We start from the raw sequence: 20,703 nt of genomic DNA, 5'->3' as shown, positions 1-20,703 counted from the left end.
TGGCGCAATGGCGCGCGGCGAAGCCGTGGCGCCAATGGATCTGGGCGGCAGGCTGGGGCGCCTTTGCCGCGTGGCTGGTGACGGTGGGATGGTTCTTCCATGGCATCCGCAGCGGCATGGAACCCGCCACGCGCCATGCATCGCCGCCCGCAGCCATCATCGTGCTCGGTTCCGGCTCGCCGGACTGCGAGGCCTCGCCAACGTTGATGGCACGACTGGAGCAAGGCATGGCGCAAGCGCGCCGCTGGCCGTCGGCCAAGGTCGTCGTGAGTGGCGGCCTGGACTTCGGCGGGCGATGCCGGGAGGCTGACATCATGGCCGACACCCTGATCGCGCGCGGGGTGGCGCCGGACCGGATCCTGCGCGAGGGACGCAGTACCAGTACCGAGGAGAACCTGGTGTTCAGCCAGCGCTTGCTTGGCGAGCAGGGCGTGACGGCCGCAGCGCCCATTGTCGTGGTGACCAGTGATTTCCACGTATGGCGAGCGGTGCGGATTGCGCGCAAGGCGGGGTTCGGCGAGGTGTCCGGCGTGGGGGCGCAGACGCCTTTGTACCTTCGGTTCAATGCGTGGTTGCGGGAGTATTTTGCGGCGATCAGTGGGTGGGTGTTGGGGGAGTATTGAGGCGTTGGGTACGTTACGCGTTTTCTTACCGAGCTTGAGTGGAAGCCCTCCAGCCAGGAGTTTTCTTGCGCTGAGCTGATGCCTGAACCGGGCTGTAACCCGTGGAACACCAACAGGGGGCCTCCTGCATTTATCCGAGGACGCCAAGTAGTGCGCGGTTTCCCAAGCGTTTATGGTCCCCATTGGGGTTACGTCCTCATACACGTGCCTGATAGAGCGCATTACGACTGGTACTCGGTCGCATAGTGATATATGATGTGTATATCAATATATCAACTCGGGGCATGCCATGAGTCGAATTCTGGTTGATTTGCCGGAAGCACAGGTGGAAGAGTTGGCGGTGATCATGGAGGCTGAGCATCGTCCACGTGCGGCCATCATCCGAGACGCAATCGAAGCGTATATCTCCCAGCGTAAGCGCGCTATCGGGGCCGATGTATTTGGACTCTGGAAGGGCAAGAAGGTAGATGGTCTCGCTTATCAGCAGGAGCTGCGCTCGGAATGGTAAAGGCGCTGTTTGACACTAACATCCTGATCGACTACTTGAGCGGGATCGGTGCGGCAAAGAAGGAACTGGCTCGTTATGAATATCGCGCGATCAGCACGATCACGTGGATGGAAGTTCTCGTTGGAACCTCTGAAGAGGACGAGGCAGCCATCCGGGCATGGCTGGCGTCTTTCGAAGTCATCGACCTCGATCACGCTATCTCGAATCGTGCTGTCGAGATCCGGAAGGCCAAGCGGATTCGACTTCCCGATGCGATTGTCTGGGCCACAGCACAGGTTCATTCGCTGCTGCTAGTCTCACGAAATACCAAGGACTTTCCAGCCGATGAGCCGGGTGTCCGTGTCCCGTACAAAGTCTAGGAAAAGCACGAGACAAGCATCCACATATCTGAGAAACCGAGCACCGATGCCGCATGGGTCTGGCATTGACCGGTGCCTTGCTGCTGGGCGACGCCATCGCACTACTGCTGATGGGCCTGTTCAATTGCGGAATCGTGCTGCCTTTGGCCATTGGCGCGGCCTTTCTCGCGCTGTCATGGCGCTGGCGGCAAATGGCGCAATGGCGCGCGGCGAAGCCGTGGCGCCAATGGATCTGGGCGGCAGGCTGGGGCGCCTTTGCCGCGTGGCTGGTGACGGTGGGATGGTTCTTCCATGGCATCCGCAGCGGCATGGAACCCGCCACGCGCCATGCATCGCCGCCCGCAGCCATCATCGTGCTCGGTTCCGGCTCGCCGGACTGCGAGGCCTCGCCAACGTTGATGGCACGACTGGAGCAAGGCATGGCGCAAGCGCGCCGCTGGCCGTCGGCCAAGGTCGTCGTGAGTGGCGGCCTGGACTTCGGCGGGCGATGCCGGGAGGCTGACATCATGGCCGACACCCTGATCGCGCGCGGGGTGGCGCCGGACCGGATCCTGCGCGAGGGACGCAGTACCAGTACCGAGGAGAACCTGGTGTTCAGCCAGCGCTTGCTTGGCGAGCAGGGCGTGACGGCCGCAGCGCCCATTGTCGTGGTGACCAGTGATTTCCACGTATGGCGAGCGGTGCGGATTGCGCGCAAGGCGGGGTTCGGCGAGGTGTCCGGCGTTGGGGCGCAGACGCCTTTGTACCTTCGGTTCAATGCGTGGTTGCGGGAGTATTTTGCGGCGATCAGTGGGTGGGTGTTGGGGGGAGTATTGAGGCGTTGGGTGGCGGCGCTTTGCGGTACTGAATCTACAGAGCGAATTTGCCCGGCGCGCTATTAGCCTTGCCATTGCCCGAAGTGATGCCGCCCCGTGTTATGGCGATTGCAGCACAAAACTGCAGGCAACGGAGATGTCCACATCGTTCAACTGTTCATCGAGGAAACAACCCGCAGGTGTAAGGGTGATGCTAGTTTCCTGTTCAGACCTTTGTTTGTTTCAATCCCAAATCATGCCTTAGTGGGATTTCCACTCTCGTTAGAGTCGCCAATAATGGGAGAGATAAGTTCGGGAGGCATCGCCATGTGACATAGTTGCGAATCGCACGGCCATTTCAAATGCCATCCTGAGTCGAATTCTGCGGGAGGGAAACATGAAAGTATATAGGGGACCGAGCAGCGTAGATTTTTACGATGACCGCCATGAACTGGTAGACCGAAAAGATTTGACGTCCGATATGGAACCTTGGGTCGGAACAAAACGTGTCCCAGTTAACATTACCAAGGATGGCTACGAACGGCGGGCAATCGCGAATATTGATTTTGAAGAAGCGGACGTCCTGGCTCTCCATCAGGCTTTGGTAAGGGGGTGGGAGCAAAAGGCGCAAACGGCTGAGCAATTGGAGGAGAGAGTCTCCGACCTCATAGATATTCTGCACAATGTGCGCATGAAAGCCGCTCTCGCCAATTTTAATGGAACAGAGACTACGCTCGAAGAAATTATTTCCCTAATCGATTCAACACTTAGCGATGAAAACATATAGCCGTCTACTGCCAGATGTAAATCGTGCGCGCACTATTATTCCTAACTCCTGCCGCGAAAACTGAATCAATCATCCATCAGTTACGACACCTTTTAATAGCGTTACAGGTTTTTGCTGCCGCATAGTGCATCTGACTGAAATAGAGACCAGAGAGAGGAAACGCTTATGTCGCTGATAGCAGGTGCCCGCCAACTCCCTACGCACCACATTACGATCCGAGTACCCTGGCATGACAAGGCCTGGAACGGCACAGTGTGCCAAGCTCCCTGCGCAAACACTTCTTGCATGGTGTTGCCGCGCATTGGTACTGGCAAGGAAGAAGAGGCAGAAGCAGCTTGTGCGGGGCAATCGATCAGAGGTTTTGACGATTCGGCTTTGCCCCCCTGTGTGGACGAGCATGGAACATTCATGGCGAGTTTCCCGGTCCACAAGTTGAAGAAGCACCCCTATCAGTTTCTTGACACGCACAGTCACTTCGGCCCAACCCCGATCCGGTTTGACGCCTTCGCCGCCGCAGCTATTCCGTTCCGCTGGATGTTGAAGGAGAACGTCGAAGGCTCTAGGCATGCGGAGGGCCTGGCAAGGGCCTGGGATCTAGGGTACGACGCCGGCCGCGAACCGCCGATGGACAAGAAGGTGCCAGACACCTGGGTGCAGGAGGGCACCAATCAGCGTGTAATGCTGGACACATTCTTCAGTGCGGTGCAGGCCCAGGAATCGCTGGTTTTCTTCTACGCTAAACGCACTCCGCTGTCGGACTCGCCGCGTCGAGTAATCGTTGGTGTGGGGCGTGTGACCGGTGTGGGGGAGTCAACCGAATACCACTACGAAGGAGGCAAACGACCGAAAGGCGCCATCTCCGGCTTCTTATGGGAGCGTTCGATTGCCCACTCTATCCGCGTCGATGGAAAGGGAAAGATCGATGGCTTCCTTCTTCCCTATCACCAGTTGTTGGCTCACGCAGAAGAAGACGAAAGCCTAGAACTGGAACGGTTCGTAGCTTTTGCGCCTGATGAGGGGTTCGAACAGTATTCCTATGGGTCGGAACTGCTGTATCACGACAACGCTATTGCATCGCTGCTCGCAATTGAAGCCGCTTTGCGCGAAATCGGCGGAGTGATCCCTGGGCCGTGGAACGAGTACCGGGGCTGGGTCGACCGAGAACTCAACCGCCTCTGGAAACTGCGTGGTCCGTATCCCGGCCTCGGGTCCGCACTGAGCGCATTTGGCGTAGAGCGCGGGAATCTATTGGCTTGGCATTTGACAGCACAGCAGCAAGAAGGCGAAGGCAGAACGAGTTGGGATCTGTTTGACGATGTTCTGAAGGCGCCGGAGACCCTACCTCGTCATCTGAAGAACAGCGTCGGGCCAACGTTGGCCCGCAAGTGGCAGCAGCTAGATATCGGGCGCAAGGCCTTGCTGAAGCTGTTGAGCCGGTTTGAGCTGAGCGATGACCAGGCCGCATTCTGGTATTCGAGTGAACAGCGCAAAGCTCGCGGTCAGTTCTTCACCGACGAGGAACTGCGCAAAAATGCCTATTTGATGTTCGAGGCAGACTGCGAACTCCGATTGCCCTTCGCGACAGTGGACAGAGGGATATTCGGTGCACGCGATCTCGAAGGCCAGCATGAGCTGCCTGCGGAAAGCCGGGTGGCGGAGAGCACGGACCCTCGCCGTGTGCGCGCCATGATGGTCGATCGACTGGAAGCTGCCGCGGTCGAGGAGGGACACACGGTCCTCCCACAGCATTGGATGATCGATCGAATGAGAGACATGCCGATCGAGCCAGCGTGCAAGGTGGACTCAGATCTCCTGCCCTTGTTCGATGATGACCTCAGCCCGGTGGTCTTCCTGATCAAGGAGGATGGATCACGATACTACCAACTGAGCCGCTACCGCGATACTAAGCGCTGCATTGCAGACGAAGTTAGTCAACGTCTTGCAGGAATTGCCAAGACAGATGAATTCGATTGGCCAGCTTTGGTGAATAGCGCAATTGACGGCAACAAGGACCAGACGGACTGGGACGAGCTGGAGCGTGCGGCGCGAGCAGAAAAAGCCGCCGCGCTTCGCATGATTTTTCAGTCTCGGATGAGCGTGCTTATGGGCGCGGCAGGCACTGGCAAGAGCACCTTGATCAAAGCCCTGTGTCAAATCCCCGGAGTAAAAGAAGGTGGTGTCCTCCTGTTGGCCCCGACAGGCAAGGCGCGAGTCCGTCTGGAGCAGGCTAGCGACATGCGGGGCCAGGGAAGGACGATTGCACAATTCCTGAATGGCTATCAGCGGTATGACGGCCGATTGGGCCGCTACTTCATGAACGCAGAAGCAGCTCGCTCAGCAGCGCATCGCACGGTAGTGATCGATGAGTGCTCGATGCTAACCGAAGACCAGCTTGCAGCTACTCTCGATGCGTTGCATGGCGTTGATCGACTGATCCTCGTGGGGGATCCCAAGCAACTTCCGCCGATCGGAGCCGGGCGACCCTATGTCGACATCTGCAATCATCTGCGTCCGGCCAACTCCGAGCAGTTGGTGCCACGCGTGGCCCAAGGCTATGCCGAGCTACTAGTTACCCGCCGCCAGCAGGCAGGTGAAGAGCGCATTGATTTGAATTTTGCGAACCTGTTCGCCGGCGGCTCGCAGTCAGTGAGCGCCGACGAGGCTTGGAATATCGAAGTGGGCAGTGGCTTGAAGTATATGGACGTAATCCCGTGGGAGACGACCGAGCAGTTGAACACAGTCTTGCGGGAAGCGTTGGCCAAAGAGCTTGGCCTCTCCTCGGTAGATGACGCACTCACGTTCGAGCAGAGCTACGGCGGATCAGAGCATCAGGGTAGGGTCTATTTCTGGCCGCGAGGTAGGAGTGAGAAGGACGGCGGTGCAGCAGTTAAAGCAGAGTCTTGGCAGGTGCTTTCACCACTGCGGCACTCAATGGTCGGTGCAGATGCCATTAACCGGTACATTCAGACTCAATACAGAACCTCCGCCCTAGAGCTCAGCGCCAGGACAGGCTATCAACGACGAATTCCCCGCCCAATGGGGGCCGGCCGCATCTTGTGGGGAGACAAGGTAATCAATGTCATGAACAAGTCGGAGCGGGACACCTATCCGGAGTTGCCCCGTTCTTACGTCGCCAACGGCGAGATCGGCGTTGTCACTGGGTCCTTCCGAACGCAGAGCATGAAGAAGGTTTTTGAGCAGCTTGAAGTGGAGATGGCGACCCAGCCCGGAGTGGTCTTTAAGTACAAGGAATGGGAGTTTGGCACGGAAGGAACGCCCCCCCTTGAACTCGCCTATGCTCTCACGGTGCACAAGACTCAAGGAAGCGAGTTTGGCAAGACCTTCATTGTCATTCCGCGAAATTGCCGACTCCTTACACGGGAGATGTTGTACACAGCGCTAACACGGCATAAGGAAAAAGTCGTGCTGCTTGTCCAGGGGCAACTGAAGGATTTGTTCCCATTCAGCCTGGACTCTGCATCGGAGACAAAGCGCCGAATGACGAACTTGTTCATGACCTCACGCCCAATTGAGGTGCAACTGGGTCATCGCAAGGTGCAGCTGGACGATCGGCTGATCTACAGAACCGATCGGGGAGAGCTTGTTCGATCCAAGAGTGAATGGATCATTGCCGATAAGCTACATGCCGCTGGCATCGCTTATGTATATGAGCCAGAACTGCTGCTTGGAGGAAAAGAGCGCTGGCCGGACTTCGTGATTAGCGACGAACGTAGAGGCATCACTTGGTACTGGGAACATCTCGGACTAATGAACTCGCCGGTCTACCGTAACCGCTGGGAGGCAAAGCAACTTGCTTATCAGTCCGAGGGCATTGTCCCTATCGAACAGTTCGTCGCAGGGAAGTCCAGCGGCATCTTGATAACGACGCAAGAAGATGGCAAAACGTCCGACCTGAGTGAGCAAATCTCTTCAAAACTTGCCTTGGTTTTGAATCCCAGATTTGAGTAACACATTTCGCACTGAGGGCGGGACGCCTTTGTACCTTCGCGTCAATGACCTGTTTATGTGAGTACTTCGCAGCGATTTACGGATCACCAAATGGCGCGAGACCTGTTGGCTCGCGCCATTTTCCTTCTGGGCCCGCGTTGCGCGGGCCCGGTCCCTCGTCAGACGACCAGCGCCTGCAGGCGGTCGGCGTTGTCGTCGATCTGCTCCTTGAGCGGCAAGAGCAAGGCGTGGAGGCCCATGCAATCGGGGATGTCGTCGCTCTGCAGCGCCAGCAGGGTCAGGACGGAACGCAGGCCGGCGCTGACGCGCAGGAGGTCGTCGCTGGCTTCGAGGATGTGGTCCTCGAGGGTGACGGGCGTGCTGGGTGGGGGCAGGGGGGTTCTGGCGAGGCGGCGGGCCAGGGCGCGGTCGGCTTTGGAGAGGTATTGGGCTAGATAGGCTTCTTTTTGGGCGAGGGTGGGCTCTTGGGGAGCTGGGGTGGTGGGCTGCATTGCGAACCTCCTTGCATCGGTGATAGAGGCCCGCCGTCCGCTGTCAATCGGGTGGGCGAGCACGGAACAGGGTTGACAGACCGGATGCAAGGACCGGCGAGCCCGAGGGCTCCCCCGCCACGGCTCACCCGTAAGGGTGTGCATAGGCGAAAGACGAGAGGATACCGCCTCGTGACTCGTCCGGCTTGCATGGATTCAGGCTGTCAAACCTGGTCGACCATTGTTTTGGCGACATCGTAAGTCTCCAGGGGCATCTGGCCGCCGGCAATGCGCGAAGTCTCAAGTTTCGGGACGTGAACGTGACTATCAACGTTGCGGCTGAGTCGCGCCGATGCATGCTTCATTGCAGCGGCCGCTGGCGTCCAATGCGTGCGACGTGCCCCTGCCCCGGGGTTTTCCTATCTGAGCTGCGGAAATTTCGCGACCAATCTCGGAAAATAGCGATACCATGCGACTAAAACAAAGAGCATGCGCCTCCCATGACTGCGTCAAAGAAGAACAACAACCCCGATTGGCACAGGGACGAGTTGATTCTTGCCCTCGATCTATATCTTCGCCGCCGCGAAAAACTGCCTTCTCAAGATGCACAGGAAATCGCGGATTTGAGCGCTCGGCTGCGGCAAATGGCGACGGTGTTGTTTCCGGGTTATGTGGCATCGGACTCCTTTCGCAATACCAACGGTGTCTACATGAAGCTGATGAACTTCAGGCGCCTTGATCCGCTGTATGTCAGCGAAGGGAAGAAGGGGCTAAGTCAGGGAGCGAAGGGGGATAAGGAAGTCTGGCAGGAGTTCGCCAATGAGCCTGAGCGGTGTCGCAAAACGGCGGAGGCACTGGTGAAGGGACTTACGGATGAAGCTTTCGGCGATGTTCCTGAGTATCCCGACGAAGATCTAACCGAGGCCCCCGAAGGCCGTCTGCTAACGCGAACTCATTTGAGCCGAGAGCGCAACCGCAAGCTTGTTAAGGCGAAGCGTGAACAGGTATGGAAGCAGACAGGGAAACTACAGTGTGAGGTTTGCGCGTTTGACTTTGCCAAGGCGTATGGCGAGCTTGGCGCCGGCTTCATCGAGTGCCACCACACGAAGCCGCTCTCAACGCTTCCGGAGAATAGCAAGACCCACATCGGTGACTTGGCGCTGGTTTGTGCCAATTGTCATCGGATGCTACATCGAGGCAAGGCTTGGCCAGATATTGAAGGGCTAAGAAAGTTGCTCGCCAGCCGCTAACTCGACCACCGGACGGCCATGCCTCACGGCTCCTTCACCGACTCAGGATTACCTTCAGGCCGCTTGGCTGCATGCTTCAAGATCACTGCAAGCCGATCAAGTGTGTAGGTGATCCCAGTGAAGCGCAGGGCGATGACGTAAAAGATGCCGGCAACAACCGCAGCTACACTCCAGATGAAGGGAAGCTGCCCTTCTTCAAAGAACTTTGCCAGCGTCACAGCTACTGAGCCGATAAGTGGAATTAAGCCTACTTTATCAAGCGCCCCAATTGCATAACCCAATCGTGACCGCAACTGTGCACTGACTGCCGAAACATACTCCTGAACAAAGCTCATTTGATCTGGAGCATATGTCGCTCGGAGCTTGGTGATCGTTTCATACCAGAGGTGCATACGCTGCCCTGCCCCATCTAACATGTCCGCTTCCAAAGTCCGCCATTCCCTAACGAAGCCTTTGGCTCCTGAAATGCCGTAGCCCACTGACGCCACCGTCCCGATCAACAGCAGAATTAGAGACGCGTACGCTGTCCAAGGAGGGCCGCCTCGATTTGCGACTACGGTAAACAGCAAGGCTGCTAACAAGCCGACAAAGCTGCACACCAGGAGCCGGTGCTGGTGACGCGGCGCTGATTGGGTCCCTCTATTTGCGCAAACACCCATTACCGCGCTCAACTCGCCCATCAGGGTGTGGACGGTCTTCTCGCGCGATTCTTCCCCTGCAACTTGCTCCGCCTTTGCGGATAAGGATCCCTCGACCATCTGGATCGGCACAGCAGCTCCTTCTTTTGCGGTCTATTACGAAATCACATTGAATCTGCGCAATTTACGCCGGCACATACAGCCGCATCAAGCGGTACCAACCGGTTTGTCTACGCATCTGTATTGTCGTAGTGCTCGATCCAATGCTCGAACCAAGTTGTCGAGGGTCTCCTTCAGCATTCCAGTGTCAGCCTCCTGGAACCAGCACATCATCCCCCGTCGGCTCAGTATGACTTGCGGTGCTTCCGTGGTGCTGAATTACATCGTCCACCTTTGACAGCTCGCCCTTCACAACGTCCCAGCACCACGTCCCAAACCCGCCGCGCGCATTAACTGCCCGCACCCAAGCATCGAGCGCCATGCGCTTGGCGCGGTTCTGATCCGAATCCTCACCCTTGATCTCCAGCACCAGCCGTTTGCCATTGGCGAGCTGAATCAAGAAATCCGGCACGAACTTCCTGCGGCTGCCGCGCCACAGGTACAGCAACTGGAAACCGAGGTGATCATTCTTGGCGTAGGCCGCGACGTCCTTGCGCTTCTCCAGCACCTGCGTGGTGTAGTGCTCCCACGTGCTGTCGACCACAGCATGGCTGATCTGCGACTTTGAGGTCTCCAGGCACGGTTTGGTCGAGTACCACGTGCGCATCATGCGAGTAGAACCGATTGGAAATTCTTCGTCGAATACCGGTTCCAGCCGTTCGGCGTTGCTGTGGTGCACCCGATCGATCACGTGCTGAACGACCAGGTCAATCGACAACGCGATCAAGATGCGCCTCCGCAGCGGGTCCTGATGGTAGAGCGACGGAATTTCTAGCTTGTCCGACGAGAAGAACTGCTCGACTAGTCGGACCAGTTGCAGGATGAGCGACTCACGTCCGCCAGTGAAACCACGCTGCAACGTAGCGAAGGCCTTGCGAGCGGCAACAAACAGCAACCGCTGTAGGCGGAACTCTTCGGGGAGCCTTTCGAGGTCAATCGACACTGCCTTGGCAAGGTCGGCTGCACCACCGAGCGCCGGAGCGAGGTCCGCGCTCACATGGATCTGGGCGGGGTCAAGCTTCAGCGATGGCATCCTGGTCCAATCGACCGTCAGTTCCGGACGAACCACGAAGTCGACGCGCAACACGTTCGGCCACGCGATTTCCAGTTCCGCGCGATCCTTGATCGACTCGATCTGCGTGCTGTGCTTTGGCGGAGGAGGAGGCTCCCCGCCGCCATCGGTCTCCTGGAAGATCGACAGCGGCACCCCAAACACGTTCACAAATTCGGGCAGGAAAAGGTCACGTTCGACGCCGTCCGGGCAGACGACCCGTTCGGTGTCGTAGGACACGCGTCGCAAGCCGCGGCCGATCACCTGCTCGCACAGGAGCTGGCTGGTAAAGGCGCGAAGGCCCATGATATGCGTCACGTTCTTGGCGTCCCAACCTTCGGACAGCATGGCGACGGAAATGACGTTCTGGAGGTCCTGGCCAGCCGTATCGCGTTTGCCGACATTGTCGACGATCGCGCGTAGCAGCTCCTCCTTCTTCATCTCGCGCAGGACAGCCTTCTTGACATCAGGTATGTTGGCGGCCTCGACGATCGCCTTTAGGACGGCTTCATACGCCTTGTCAGTGCCCGCCGCCTCACCAATTTCGGCCTTGTCGAGCACCTTAGAGTCGACGCGCAGCGTTCGGTCCGGCGCCTTAAGTTCCGGCCAGTAGGCATCGCCTTGACGGAAGTAGTGCTCGATTCGTGCGGCCGTCTCGGTCCGGTTGCAGACGGTGAGCATCACGGGTGGCGAGCGATGGCCGCTTGCGTGCCATGCCTTCAACGTTTCCCGCCAATCTGCGCCGAGCAGCGTATAGGCCTCCTGCACGATCTGCGGCAGCGCCTCGTGGGGTTCAGCTCCGCGACGGTTCAGATCTTCGGCGACCTCGGGTTCGCGATAGAGGTGATAAAGCTTACTCCGGTAGGTCTGTGTGTTCGGCAAGGCGTTGTCGCGGATGACCACGCGTGGGGTCTTGACGAGACCGGCCTCGATCGCGTCGTTCAGTCCAAAGTCAGAAATCACCCACCCAAACAGTGAGGACTCGGTGCTGGTCTTGCCGGTCGGCGCGAACGGCGTAGCGGACAGGTCGAAGCATCGGGTGATCCGCCGCATCTTGTGAATGCGATCCAAGCCCTCGATCCAGCGCGTCGCCTCTTCAAGGTCAATCCCGTGTTCTTCCGCTTCCTTCTTACTGACCTTCAATTCGGCCGGCTTACGGTAGGCGTGGTGTGCCTCGTCGTTGATGACCAGAATGTCCTTGTAGCCAGCCAGCCTGCCGATCACTCGGCGAACATAGGCCTCGTCACTTTCAGCGCCCTTCTTCACAACGGAGCGGTCCTGATCCTTTAGCGGCATCAGGCTGTGCCAGTTTTCGATACCCAACTCGACCTGGTTCAAGCGCTGCCGCAAAGCCTCGTTTGGGCAGAGGCCGAAGGCATCGTAATAGTTCTCCGGGTGGCCTGGGCGAAGAACCTGCAGACGTTCTTTCACTGTCAGACCTGGCGCCACGATGAACACCGTCCGCGAAAAGTCCTTTGTGCGCTTCGGGTAGGTCAGCGCATTTAGGACCTGCCATGTGATGATCATGGCCATCACCGTGGTCTTGCCGCTGCCCGTCGCCATCTTGTTGCACAGGCGTTCCCAGGCCCCGCCGTCACCGGGAATGGCGACCCCCTGCTTATAGTCGGCGTGAGCCTCGACGTGCCAGATCAGCGTTTCGATCGCCTCGATCTGACAGAAGTAGAAGGCATGCTGGCGGGAAGCGTCCGGGTCCTGCCAATGAGCCAGCAGTTGCCGGGTCACAGAGGTGACACCCGGGTAGTCGGCCGCGCGCCACGCGTCGACGCGTTCGCGGATTCGGTTCACGAGATCCAACTCGGCGGTCCGCACCGTGTTGTTACGGGTGTCGAAGATTTCGTAGCCTGCCGGGCGGCGGCCTTCCCGGAGTACCAGATTGTTGTCGCTCTGCCGCAGCCAGTGGTGCGTCGGCCGCAGAAATGGGGAATTGATGATCAAGGATTTCGGGGAAGTCATGTCTTATCCCTTAGCCCAGCGCCATGACTTTGAGTGACTCAATCCCCCGATCATCGACAATCTTGACCGCAATCTTCCGGTTGTCACCCGCCGCGAAAGGCAAGCTGACTGTGCCGTGGAACTTGTCCAGCCTGGCTTCATCGAGTTCAGCGCGGATATTCTTCTTAAGCTTCTGCCAACCCTCCCCCTTGCCAGCCATGGGGAAAAAGATCTGCCGCGGGAAGACGCTACGCTCGTCGTAGTCGGTGTCGAGGGACCACATGGCAATCTTGCTCTTGCCACCAGACACCAGTTCGCCCTTGACCGTATCGAAGTAGTCAAAGCCATGCACCTCAACCTCAAAGCGGCCGTCCTTCAGCGGGCGAACCTCAACCTCCGGCTGCCCCATCAGCCAGAAACTCTGGTTGTTCGACTTCGCCTTCTTCAGGTCCTCGGTCAGTAGGTCGGTGTTCATCTGCGCCTTGAGCGCAACAATGCCCTTCATGCCGTCGATGTCCTTGGCCGCTTCCGGGTCGAAGGTAAAGGCGCAGAAGACGACCATCTTGGGCAGCGGAAAGAGGTGGCCGGCTTCGCTGAGTGCATTGGCCACCTGTCGTTGCTCCAGGGCTGCATGCTCGGGGCCGAAGCTCACCACCACCCGTTCCCCGGTGTCGAGATGGCCGATAGCATGCAGGTTGCGGATGTCGGCGTCGGACGGCAGAGCCTCGACGTCGGCAAACTTGAGCATCTGCCCACCCTTACCGCGAATGCCGGTCTTCAGCAGCTCGTCGCGCCATTGGTGCTGCCGGCCGGACTCCCCAGTGCGGGCGATGCTGGCATCCGCATCTTCCGGCCCGCTCGCCTCGTCGAGCGACTTAACGCTCGGGAATGGCACCGCCTCAACGGTGAAGGGGCCGGTGATGCGCAGCCGGTTCCTATTGACTGTCGGCTGGTCGTATAGAACCTCCTGGTCGGCGTGTGCGGCAATCGACCGGTCCATCTGCGCCTGCATTGCAAGCCGCGCGGCGTGGAAGGCATCGAATGCTGGTCGAGCTTTGGTGTCTGCGTCCGCCGGGAAGTCGAAGGGCACTTCCCACTCCTTGGCGTCGCTCTTGAGCACCTTATTGAGGTCGGCGAGCGCCTGTTCGATGGCCGGGTGCATACGCTCGTAGATGCTGTCGATATCGGGGTTGTTGGCAATCGATTTGAGCGTGACATGTGGCACGGTCTTGTAGATGAAACCGCCCTTCAGGCCCTCGTGCGGGTACTTGAGGTCGTAATAGTCGTAGCTGGCGGTCATCAGGCGCTGTTTGGCCAGCGTCACGGCAACGCGTGAGGTGTCGCAGGTGATCCACCGGCGGCCCCACTTCTCAGCGACGAAGGCCGTGGTGCCGCTGCCGCAGGTCGGGTCGAGAACGAGGTCGCCTGGGTCGGTGGTCATGAGCATGCAGCGCTCGATAACTTTGGGCCCCGTCTGGACAGCGTACAACTTGTCGCCAGGCCTTCCGGCAATGACAGTATCAGCCCAGAACGCATTAATCGGTACAGCAGGGAAATCGTCAAGGTAGCGGACGTAGCCAAGAGATCCTTTCCGCCCGACCATACGACGTGCCCGCACAAGCCTCCTCATCCCTTCCTGATTTGTTTTCCATCCACCGGATTGAGGAGATACCTCGTAGCCGTCAACTTGAACTGGGAACACCGTTGTTTGGCCAACGCGTGTCGTCTGCGAAGTGGCATTGTCGAGCCTGAAAAGCCTGACGTGCGGATTGAGCAAATCGTCAGCGGTCGCAGCGCGACGTCGTCCATTTTGGAGCTCAGCGCTCGTGTATTCGGCGCTCCCCACATCGGACGACTTCTCAAGGTAGAGTTGCCGGTATTTTGTTTTGCTCCGGTCCTTTCCGTACCAAACAAGGTAGTCCGCAACCGTCGGAATAAGGTTTGTGCCCCCTGCGAAACTTCCCGCACCAGTGGTCTTTTTGAACGTGATTAGTGCTACAAGATTGTGAACACCAAAAATTTCGTCGCACAAATTCCGGACGAGATGGACGTTTTCTTCGGAGATTTGGACAAACACACTCCCGGATTCGTCGAGCAACTCTCTCGCGAGCAGGAGGCGGTCCCTCAGGTAGCTCAAATAGGAATGGATACCCAGCTCCCAGGTATCCCGGAACGCCTTGATCATTTCCGGTTCCTGCGTCAGATCCGCATCGTTGCGGTCCTTGACGTCGCGCTTGCCGACGAAGGGCTGGAAGTTCGAGCCGTACTTGATGCCATAGGGCGGGTCGAAGTAGATCATCTGCACCCGACCAGCCATGCTCTCCTTCTGCAGCAGGCTGTTCATCACCAGCAGCGAGTCTCCGGCCACCAGTCGGTTGGCCCAGCCGCGTTCATGGCGATAGAAATCGATGGCATCACGCAGCGGCAGATTCTCGAATGGCGCATCGAAGAGCCCCGGCTGCACTGCCCGCTTTTGTCCGTCTCCAGCCCCGCCGCCCTTGCCTTCGCCCTTCATCGCCTTGCGCACCGCCGACAGGATGCTCGCCGGATCCACCCGTTCGTGCACATGCAGGCTGACAGAATCCACGTCAAAGCAGGTCCGCTCCGCCTTACCCGCCCAGTTAAGGTAGGGCGTCTGCAGACGCTTGAGCACTTCCAGGGCGCCGCGCATGCGCTCGGTGTCACCGCTTTCCAGCGCCTCGTCGATCAAGGCTTCGATCGTGCTACGCTGTGAGTCAAACTGTAGGTTGGGGTCGAGATGGGGGTCAAAAGCCCAGCGAGTCTTACCGGCTTCCGGATCAGTGGTCGGAGTCACCATGCCGACCTCAGGATTGTTCTTGCGCTTATCTTGGTGGCGGTAGGAAAGGATCTGTGCGGGCTCCTCAAATACAGCACGGACTTTTGGCTCACCTAGCTTGGCCGCACTGGCTCTCTTCGGGGCATGCTGTGCAAGTGTCGGTAGCGCCTGCACCTCTAAAGAAAAACCGCCCGCCTCATCCACCAGTTCACCATCGGTTTCCGACGTCGAAGGGGTAGTCAAGCTCATTCGCCGCACCGAGCCACCTCGGCCTTGTCCCTTGAGCAGCAGCCCGGCGTCGACCAGGGCCGTATGCGTCTGCCAGTAGTCGTCGTCGCTGACCGAGACGCCCTCCACCTTCAGTCGGGCTTCCATCTTCCGCTTCAGGGCGGTGTTGCCGATGGTCGAACCATCATTCGGGACGAGAGAAAGCAGCGTTTCCTTGAGACGATCACGCGATACAGACATGCCAGAACTCCCTAGCTTTTGTTTTTTCGCGCCACCAATATCGGCGCATAATCTCAGGATTATGCTTTATACGCATCTCTTCTGTCATGGTGCGGACGACAGCGCAACGAGCTCGGGCGTGGCCGTAGCCCCTCAAGTCGCGAAGCAGACTACGTGAACTCCCTGAGGATCCGAGCGCGCTTACCCAACGCGCACTAAGTTTCTCTGCCAGCCGCCCTCGAATGATTTCCGTGCTGCACGTGTCTTTTCATCGTCGGCCCGCGGTCCCTTCGCGTGCTCCCAACGGCGCCATTGCCGGATCATGGCCCAATCAGAAGGCGCCAATCTGTAATCGACCACACATATGCTCATCAATGCCAATTGGCACTTACACCGCCAGAATATATCGACTTCGCGCACATGAAAATCCCTCGACGATGGGCGTTTGGATTCTTGCATGACCGTGACAACGTTTAATTGGTTGCACTCACAGCCTTAGAGCAGAAATTCTCAGACCACCGCGCGTTTCGAATACTGCGACTAACTGACTGATGCAAGCGCATCGGTAAAGTAGCCAGGAAAAATTGACAGGACTTGTTCGATGCTCGCTCTACGAGTGGTGAGAGCCGGCGCAAAGAAATTTCTGTCATAGCCGTCCTGCACTAGAACATCACGCAAGCGCTGGGCTATCACTCTGTCCGGAAATCCCGTTTCAAAGCAACTTATCGACAGATTATCTGGAAGTCCATACTTGAATGATTTCAAGAACAGATTGAGCGGTTCCGCAGCTGGGTTCCGCAGAATTCCATCACCAAACATGAATTGAGCAACTGCGGACAGCACTAGAGAGCACTCGAAGCCCAGTGTCGTTTCCAAGAACTCCAAGACATCGTCGCCTGATAATTTGTGTCTTTTGGTCTTTCCCCATGGCTTCGTTCCTTTAGATTTTTCAACATGCTTCAAAATCTCATGATAGGTTTTTCCCTCAATCCACATTCCTGTGATTTCACGTCCAAGTTGATTCGGAAGGACTGTACGGAAAAAGCGATTCTCAGAAAGGTCCACTAGTAGCGGCCACACAGCATCAAGCCATTCAGACGAATCACTCAGCGTAAAAAGTGTCGTGGAATTTTGCTCAACCCACTGGGCAATCGTCCGAGCGTCCTTAACGCTGAGAAGCGTACGCGAGAACAATATCTGCCGCTCAGGCGCAGGCTCTAACGTATTCACATACTCAGCCAACCTCGAGAACAGGGCCACAACCCCTGCTTTATTGGCCTCATCCGCCAGATGATAGGCTAACGTGGACTTCGCCAGTGTTTGGGCACGTAATAAGAATGCCTCAAATGAGTCAGCTCCCCGATTGGCCATGAGATAGCTCTCGACGGCATCGAGAAGCATTCTACGCCTGCGAAGGTCTGCGACAACCATATCACGGTCGAAAGGATTTTTACCTGGCTGTGCAGCCAGGTAGGCGGCCACCTCTTCCCAGTCCTCCTCATTGCCTAGCAATAACCTACACAAATCGTCAGCCGGTAACTGGATCGTGTTTTTCCCATTCCTGCTCTTGAATGGACCGAGTAGCTGAAGCAGCGAACTCGTTGTCTCTTCCGATTTTTCAGCCGTAAGTAAGTCAACCGAATAGTTGAATCTCCACCCATCTTCGAACGAGCGTCGTTTGTCGTAAACCTGCGGGTCAGCAAAAATCACTAGCCCCTCGGTGTGCATCCCTGCACGGCCCGCACGCCCCATGAGGTTCTGGAAGTCGCGAACCTTAATTCTGTCAGACGACTGCTGCACACCGGAGACGATTAGGTAACGAATTGGCAGATTGACACCTTGTGCGAGCGTGGAGGTGCAGGCGATGAACCTGATTTTTCCCCTCTGCATTGCATTTTCGATTGCTAGGCGGAGGCCCTGAGGCGTATTTCCGTGATGTACGAATACGCCGAGCTCAGCCGCCTTGCACAACTCAGAATCCGATCCGAAGTGTTCGGCAATGAGGCGTTGAAGGCGTGCCAGCTCTTCTGTGTCTGAGTATCGCGCAGGAGCCTCCAATTGCAGGTTCCGACGATAGACCTCCGCTGCCCGCGCTGCAAACTTTGCCGCTATGGTCTTCTTGCCGCAAAAAACCGCTATTGCCCCCTGCGAGGACAGCCGAAGGCCGAGGTACAGCGAGATGTCGGTTGAATCATTCTTTTCCGGAAAGGCTCTCGGTTTCTCTTTCGGTGTCACGGTTAGAGACTGTTGCTCGATAACCCGAGGAACGAAGAAGTCAGGCTGGGAAAAGTCTCTCGACTCATAGAACATGAGCTGGCCCATGGTCTCCAGCCAACTTGCAAACGCAATCGAACGCGTTGTTGGCGTCAGGCGGTTTCCAGAGACCACGACTGTCTTCGGACCAATCAACCAATCGCCAATTGCTTGGGCGTTGCTTACGACTGCTGAGATAAGTAACGTCTGAGCGTTAGAAGACAACAGTCCCTTGATTTCTGTCAGCAATAGCTCATACGTGATGCCCCTACTCCCGGAGTCGAATTGATGGCCCTCGTCGTAAACCACCACGCCAATGTCATCGATGAGCTTCGGTGATTGCCTGAGGACATAGAGCAGTTTTTCCGGGGTCACCACTAACACGAAGCGAGCGCCTGACAGCGAGTTTCCGAGCAATTCAGCAATCTGGTCCAGGAAATCAAGCTGGATGGCATCCGACAGTTCATTTACTTTGATACCGTCAGCTTTGAAGGTTCGCCGCAGTGATGAGCCAATCTCATGGCAAAGAGCTCTAAATGGTGCTACTACGACAGCGACCCGCGCTCGACCGGAGAGGAACGCGCTGCGAAGAACGATTTCGACTGAACGGGTCTTCCCTGCACTTGTGGGCATCTGTACGACACCGGATGCACCCTTGAATATCCCCCTTTCACCGAGAAGCATTTGAGCTGGCCAGAGCTCCTTGGGGAAGTCTGACCTCTGTAGCGTTGATTGGAGCTGTGTAACCGGGATGTCCGTGAATATAGGAAGGGTCGTCCAGACTGACGCAGCGAGCCGCATCTTGATAACCGCAACCAGCAAATCCACGAGCAGCAATTCATGCGGCGTCGACGTTGTGTACGCGCGTTGCCGCAGCGACGCCAATCGACCTACTATGTTTTCTCGACCAGAACCATCGTAGAAGTGAAACGCAAGATGTTGCGCTATGTCAGTGAGTTCGCTCCCGAAAACCGAGTGACCAGCGACGGGGTACGTATTCCACCGGCCCTGTAGCACCCAACGCACAATCTCCTTGACTTGGTCGGTTTCCTGCGCATTTCCTAGACCCTGTGCTAGTACCAGACTACTACCGGGACGCCTGGCGAGATAGTACGCAGCAGAGGCCAGCAGGAGGATGTCTGGTCGAATAGTTTCAGAGTATTTCGATTCGAGAAGAGCATCAAAATAGCTCGCAGCGAAATCAAGGTCGTCAAACTCAGGAGTGCTACCATCGATAGGCGGAACATCACCTTCGCACACGTCAGCAGCTACGTCACCGAGCGTTCCAACTGTGAGGAGGATGAGTTGATTCGGGTCCGTCCTTTCCGGCAATGCAAGATGCATAGATTCTGGCAGGCCAAACTCGTACATTTTGCCCTTCGAGCGCGTAATGCCGAACAACCTGCGACTATTGAATTCAGGCTTCATTTGCGGCGCGTTCGTACAACGACTTTACTAGTGCCATCAGGTCGACTCCCTTTATGACAAGTAGCTTTAAATTTGCAGCGTTTTGATGCTCCTTCGTCGTCGTCAGTACCAAGCCACTGGTGTCGAACGACCCGTCGGAGAGCATAGCCGCAGCACCAGATTTGTATTCGTAAGGATGGTCCGTGAGAAGCTGAAACCGTTGCACTATTTGCGCATTCCGTTTCTGGTCTGCACGAATAAGGCGCCGCTTTGTTGCATTGAGGGACTCAGCTCTGCGAAGGTAGTCCTTAGAAGAGTCGTCCACTGCAACCTGCAAACGGTCAACATACTTCGTGCCAGACAACTGAGCCTTGACTTCGAAGGCCAGCATGGCATCAGTAGCCTGAGGTGTACTTGGGTCTGAAATTTTGAAGCCCAGTATGTCTACGCCTTTGATCGATTCATTCCTAACCGCCTTTTCCGCGTACTTTCCCTGCGGCACCCAGTATCCTAGAGTCTGCTCGACGTAGTCTGAGACGAGTAATTCCGCGAAATCGCCGGCGCGGATACTTGGCCCCGGCTTGGCACTTGCATCAGGAAAGACGTACTGGAGAAGGTAGTCGGCGCGCGACAGGCCGGTACCGGCCCGCAGGTCATCTATTTCGTCGTCGAGACAATAGCGTTGGCGAAAGGACCGTGCCCAGGCGGAGAGCACCCTGATGTCTGTAGGCACAATCAATTGGAGCACCTCGATTTGCGAGCCCTCGGTAGTCGTAAGTGGAGCGCCCCCAGATGTCAGGCATGCAAGCCACGGTCGCTCGGAAGTGCAAGTCGATATGGATTCGTGTGCAACAAGGGCATCGCAAGAAGCCGCTGTGGCGTCAGGAATTTTTTTCATTGTTCTACCTTCGACGGACTGTGCACGTTCAGCCTATCACAGTGAAGTTGTCTGGGCAGCTTCTAGTGACACCAATAGCCAAGATGAACCAATGCTCGCTTTGCACGGCCCGATGAACATGCTGGTCACAGTGCATTTCTTTGTTCATCGCCAACACTGAGCGTGCGGGGTCCTTCATCAGGCAAAGCACGCAAAGTGTCGCGAAAGGAGAGACGGGGAAGCGATTCCTAGCCTTCAAAACGCCGCGCGAGTTCGAGAAGCGATTGGCGCCCGGTCTGGACAGTCATAGCAGTGAATATGCCTGGCATTTGCGCCGTCATTGTTCAGCCGGTCGACTCGA

13 protein-coding genes are annotated in these 20,703 nt (G+C 57.1%); 7 read left to right on the top strand and 6 right to left on the bottom strand.

The features are described from left to right. The 6 genes from AC3FKG_RS11320 to AC3FKG_RS11295 all read left to right on the top strand — a co-directional run. Positions 1–623, top strand: a 623-nt coding sequence (locus AC3FKG_RS11320; RefSeq protein ID WP_488743098.1) for a YdcF family protein, incomplete at its 5' end; no start/stop codon positions are given. A gap of 289 nt (positions 624–912) precedes the next feature. Continuing rightward, complete coding sequence (locus AC3FKG_RS11315; protein WP_488743097.1) at positions 913–1,131, top strand: ribbon-helix-helix protein, CopG family; 219 nt, start codon at positions 913–915, stop codon at positions 1,129–1,131. Then, on the top strand, positions 1,125–1,490 hold the full coding sequence (locus AC3FKG_RS11310; RefSeq protein WP_488743096.1) for a type II toxin-antitoxin system VapC family toxin: 366 nt from the start codon (positions 1,125–1,127) through the stop codon (positions 1,488–1,490). Before AC3FKG_RS11315 ends, AC3FKG_RS11310 begins: the two co-directional genes overlap by 7 nt. 53 nt (positions 1,491–1,543) lie before the next feature. After that, positions 1,544–2,371: a YdcF family protein gene (locus AC3FKG_RS11305; protein ID WP_488743095.1), complete on the top strand. Its 828-nt coding sequence runs from the start codon at positions 1,544–1,546 to the stop codon at positions 2,369–2,371. A gap of 310 nt (positions 2,372–2,681) precedes the next feature. Further along, positions 2,682–3,071, top strand: a complete 390-nt coding sequence (locus tag AC3FKG_RS11300; protein WP_488743094.1) for a hypothetical protein — start codon at positions 2,682–2,684, stop codon at positions 3,069–3,071. A 165-nt stretch (positions 3,072–3,236) separates the two neighbouring features. Further along, positions 3,237–7,040, top strand: a complete 3,804-nt coding sequence (locus tag AC3FKG_RS11295) for an AAA family ATPase (RefSeq protein ID WP_488743093.1) — start codon at positions 3,237–3,239, stop codon at positions 7,038–7,040. Between the two features lie 158 nt (positions 7,041–7,198). Here the strand turns inward: AC3FKG_RS11295 and AC3FKG_RS11290 are convergent, their stop codons facing one another. Beyond that, complete coding sequence (locus tag AC3FKG_RS11290; protein ID WP_488743092.1) at positions 7,199–7,531, bottom strand: DUF1484 family protein; 333 nt, start codon at positions 7,529–7,531, stop codon at positions 7,199–7,201. A gap of 479 nt (positions 7,532–8,010) precedes the next feature. On the opposite strand from AC3FKG_RS11290, the gene AC3FKG_RS11285 reads away from it, so the two are divergent. Then, on the top strand, positions 8,011–8,760 hold the full coding sequence (locus tag AC3FKG_RS11285) for an HNH endonuclease (protein ID WP_488743091.1): 750 nt from the start codon (positions 8,011–8,013) through the stop codon (positions 8,758–8,760). A gap of 23 nt (positions 8,761–8,783) precedes the next feature. Here the strand turns inward: AC3FKG_RS11285 and AC3FKG_RS11280 are convergent, their stop codons facing one another. The 5 genes from AC3FKG_RS11280 to AC3FKG_RS11260 all read right to left on the bottom strand — a co-directional run bounded on the left by AC3FKG_RS11280 (position 8,784) and on the right by AC3FKG_RS11260 (position 20,363). Beyond that, positions 8,784–9,530 (bottom strand): hypothetical protein, encoded by a 747-nt coding sequence (locus AC3FKG_RS11280; RefSeq protein ID WP_488743090.1) that lies wholly within the window; start codon positions 9,528–9,530, stop codon positions 8,784–8,786. A 175-nt stretch (positions 9,531–9,705) separates the two neighbouring features. Continuing rightward, entirely contained in the window at positions 9,706–12,582 is a 2,877-nt protein-coding gene (locus AC3FKG_RS11275) for a BPTD_3080 family restriction endonuclease (RefSeq protein WP_488743089.1), read from the bottom strand. A 10-nt stretch (positions 12,583–12,592) separates the two neighbouring features. Continuing rightward, on the bottom strand, positions 12,593–15,826 hold the full coding sequence (locus AC3FKG_RS11270; RefSeq protein ID WP_488743088.1) for a site-specific DNA-methyltransferase: 3,234 nt from the start codon (positions 15,824–15,826) through the stop codon (positions 12,593–12,595). Between the two features lie 519 nt (positions 15,827–16,345). Next, the gene (locus AC3FKG_RS11265) at positions 16,346–19,486 is read right to left on the bottom strand and encodes a DEAD/DEAH box helicase (RefSeq protein ID WP_488743087.1); all 3,141 of its coding nucleotides are present in this window, start codon (positions 19,484–19,486) and stop codon (positions 16,346–16,348) included. Continuing rightward, complete coding sequence (locus AC3FKG_RS11260) at positions 19,476–20,363, bottom strand: Hachiman antiphage defense system protein HamA (RefSeq protein ID WP_488743086.1); 888 nt, start codon at positions 20,361–20,363, stop codon at positions 19,476–19,478. Before AC3FKG_RS11260 ends, AC3FKG_RS11265 begins: the two co-directional genes overlap by 11 nt. Positions 20,364–20,703 lie beyond the last annotated feature (340 nt).

This window comes from Cupriavidus sp. 22TCCZM04-2 (assembly GCF_057798895.1).
This window is presented reverse-complemented; position numbering and strand designations above follow the sequence as displayed.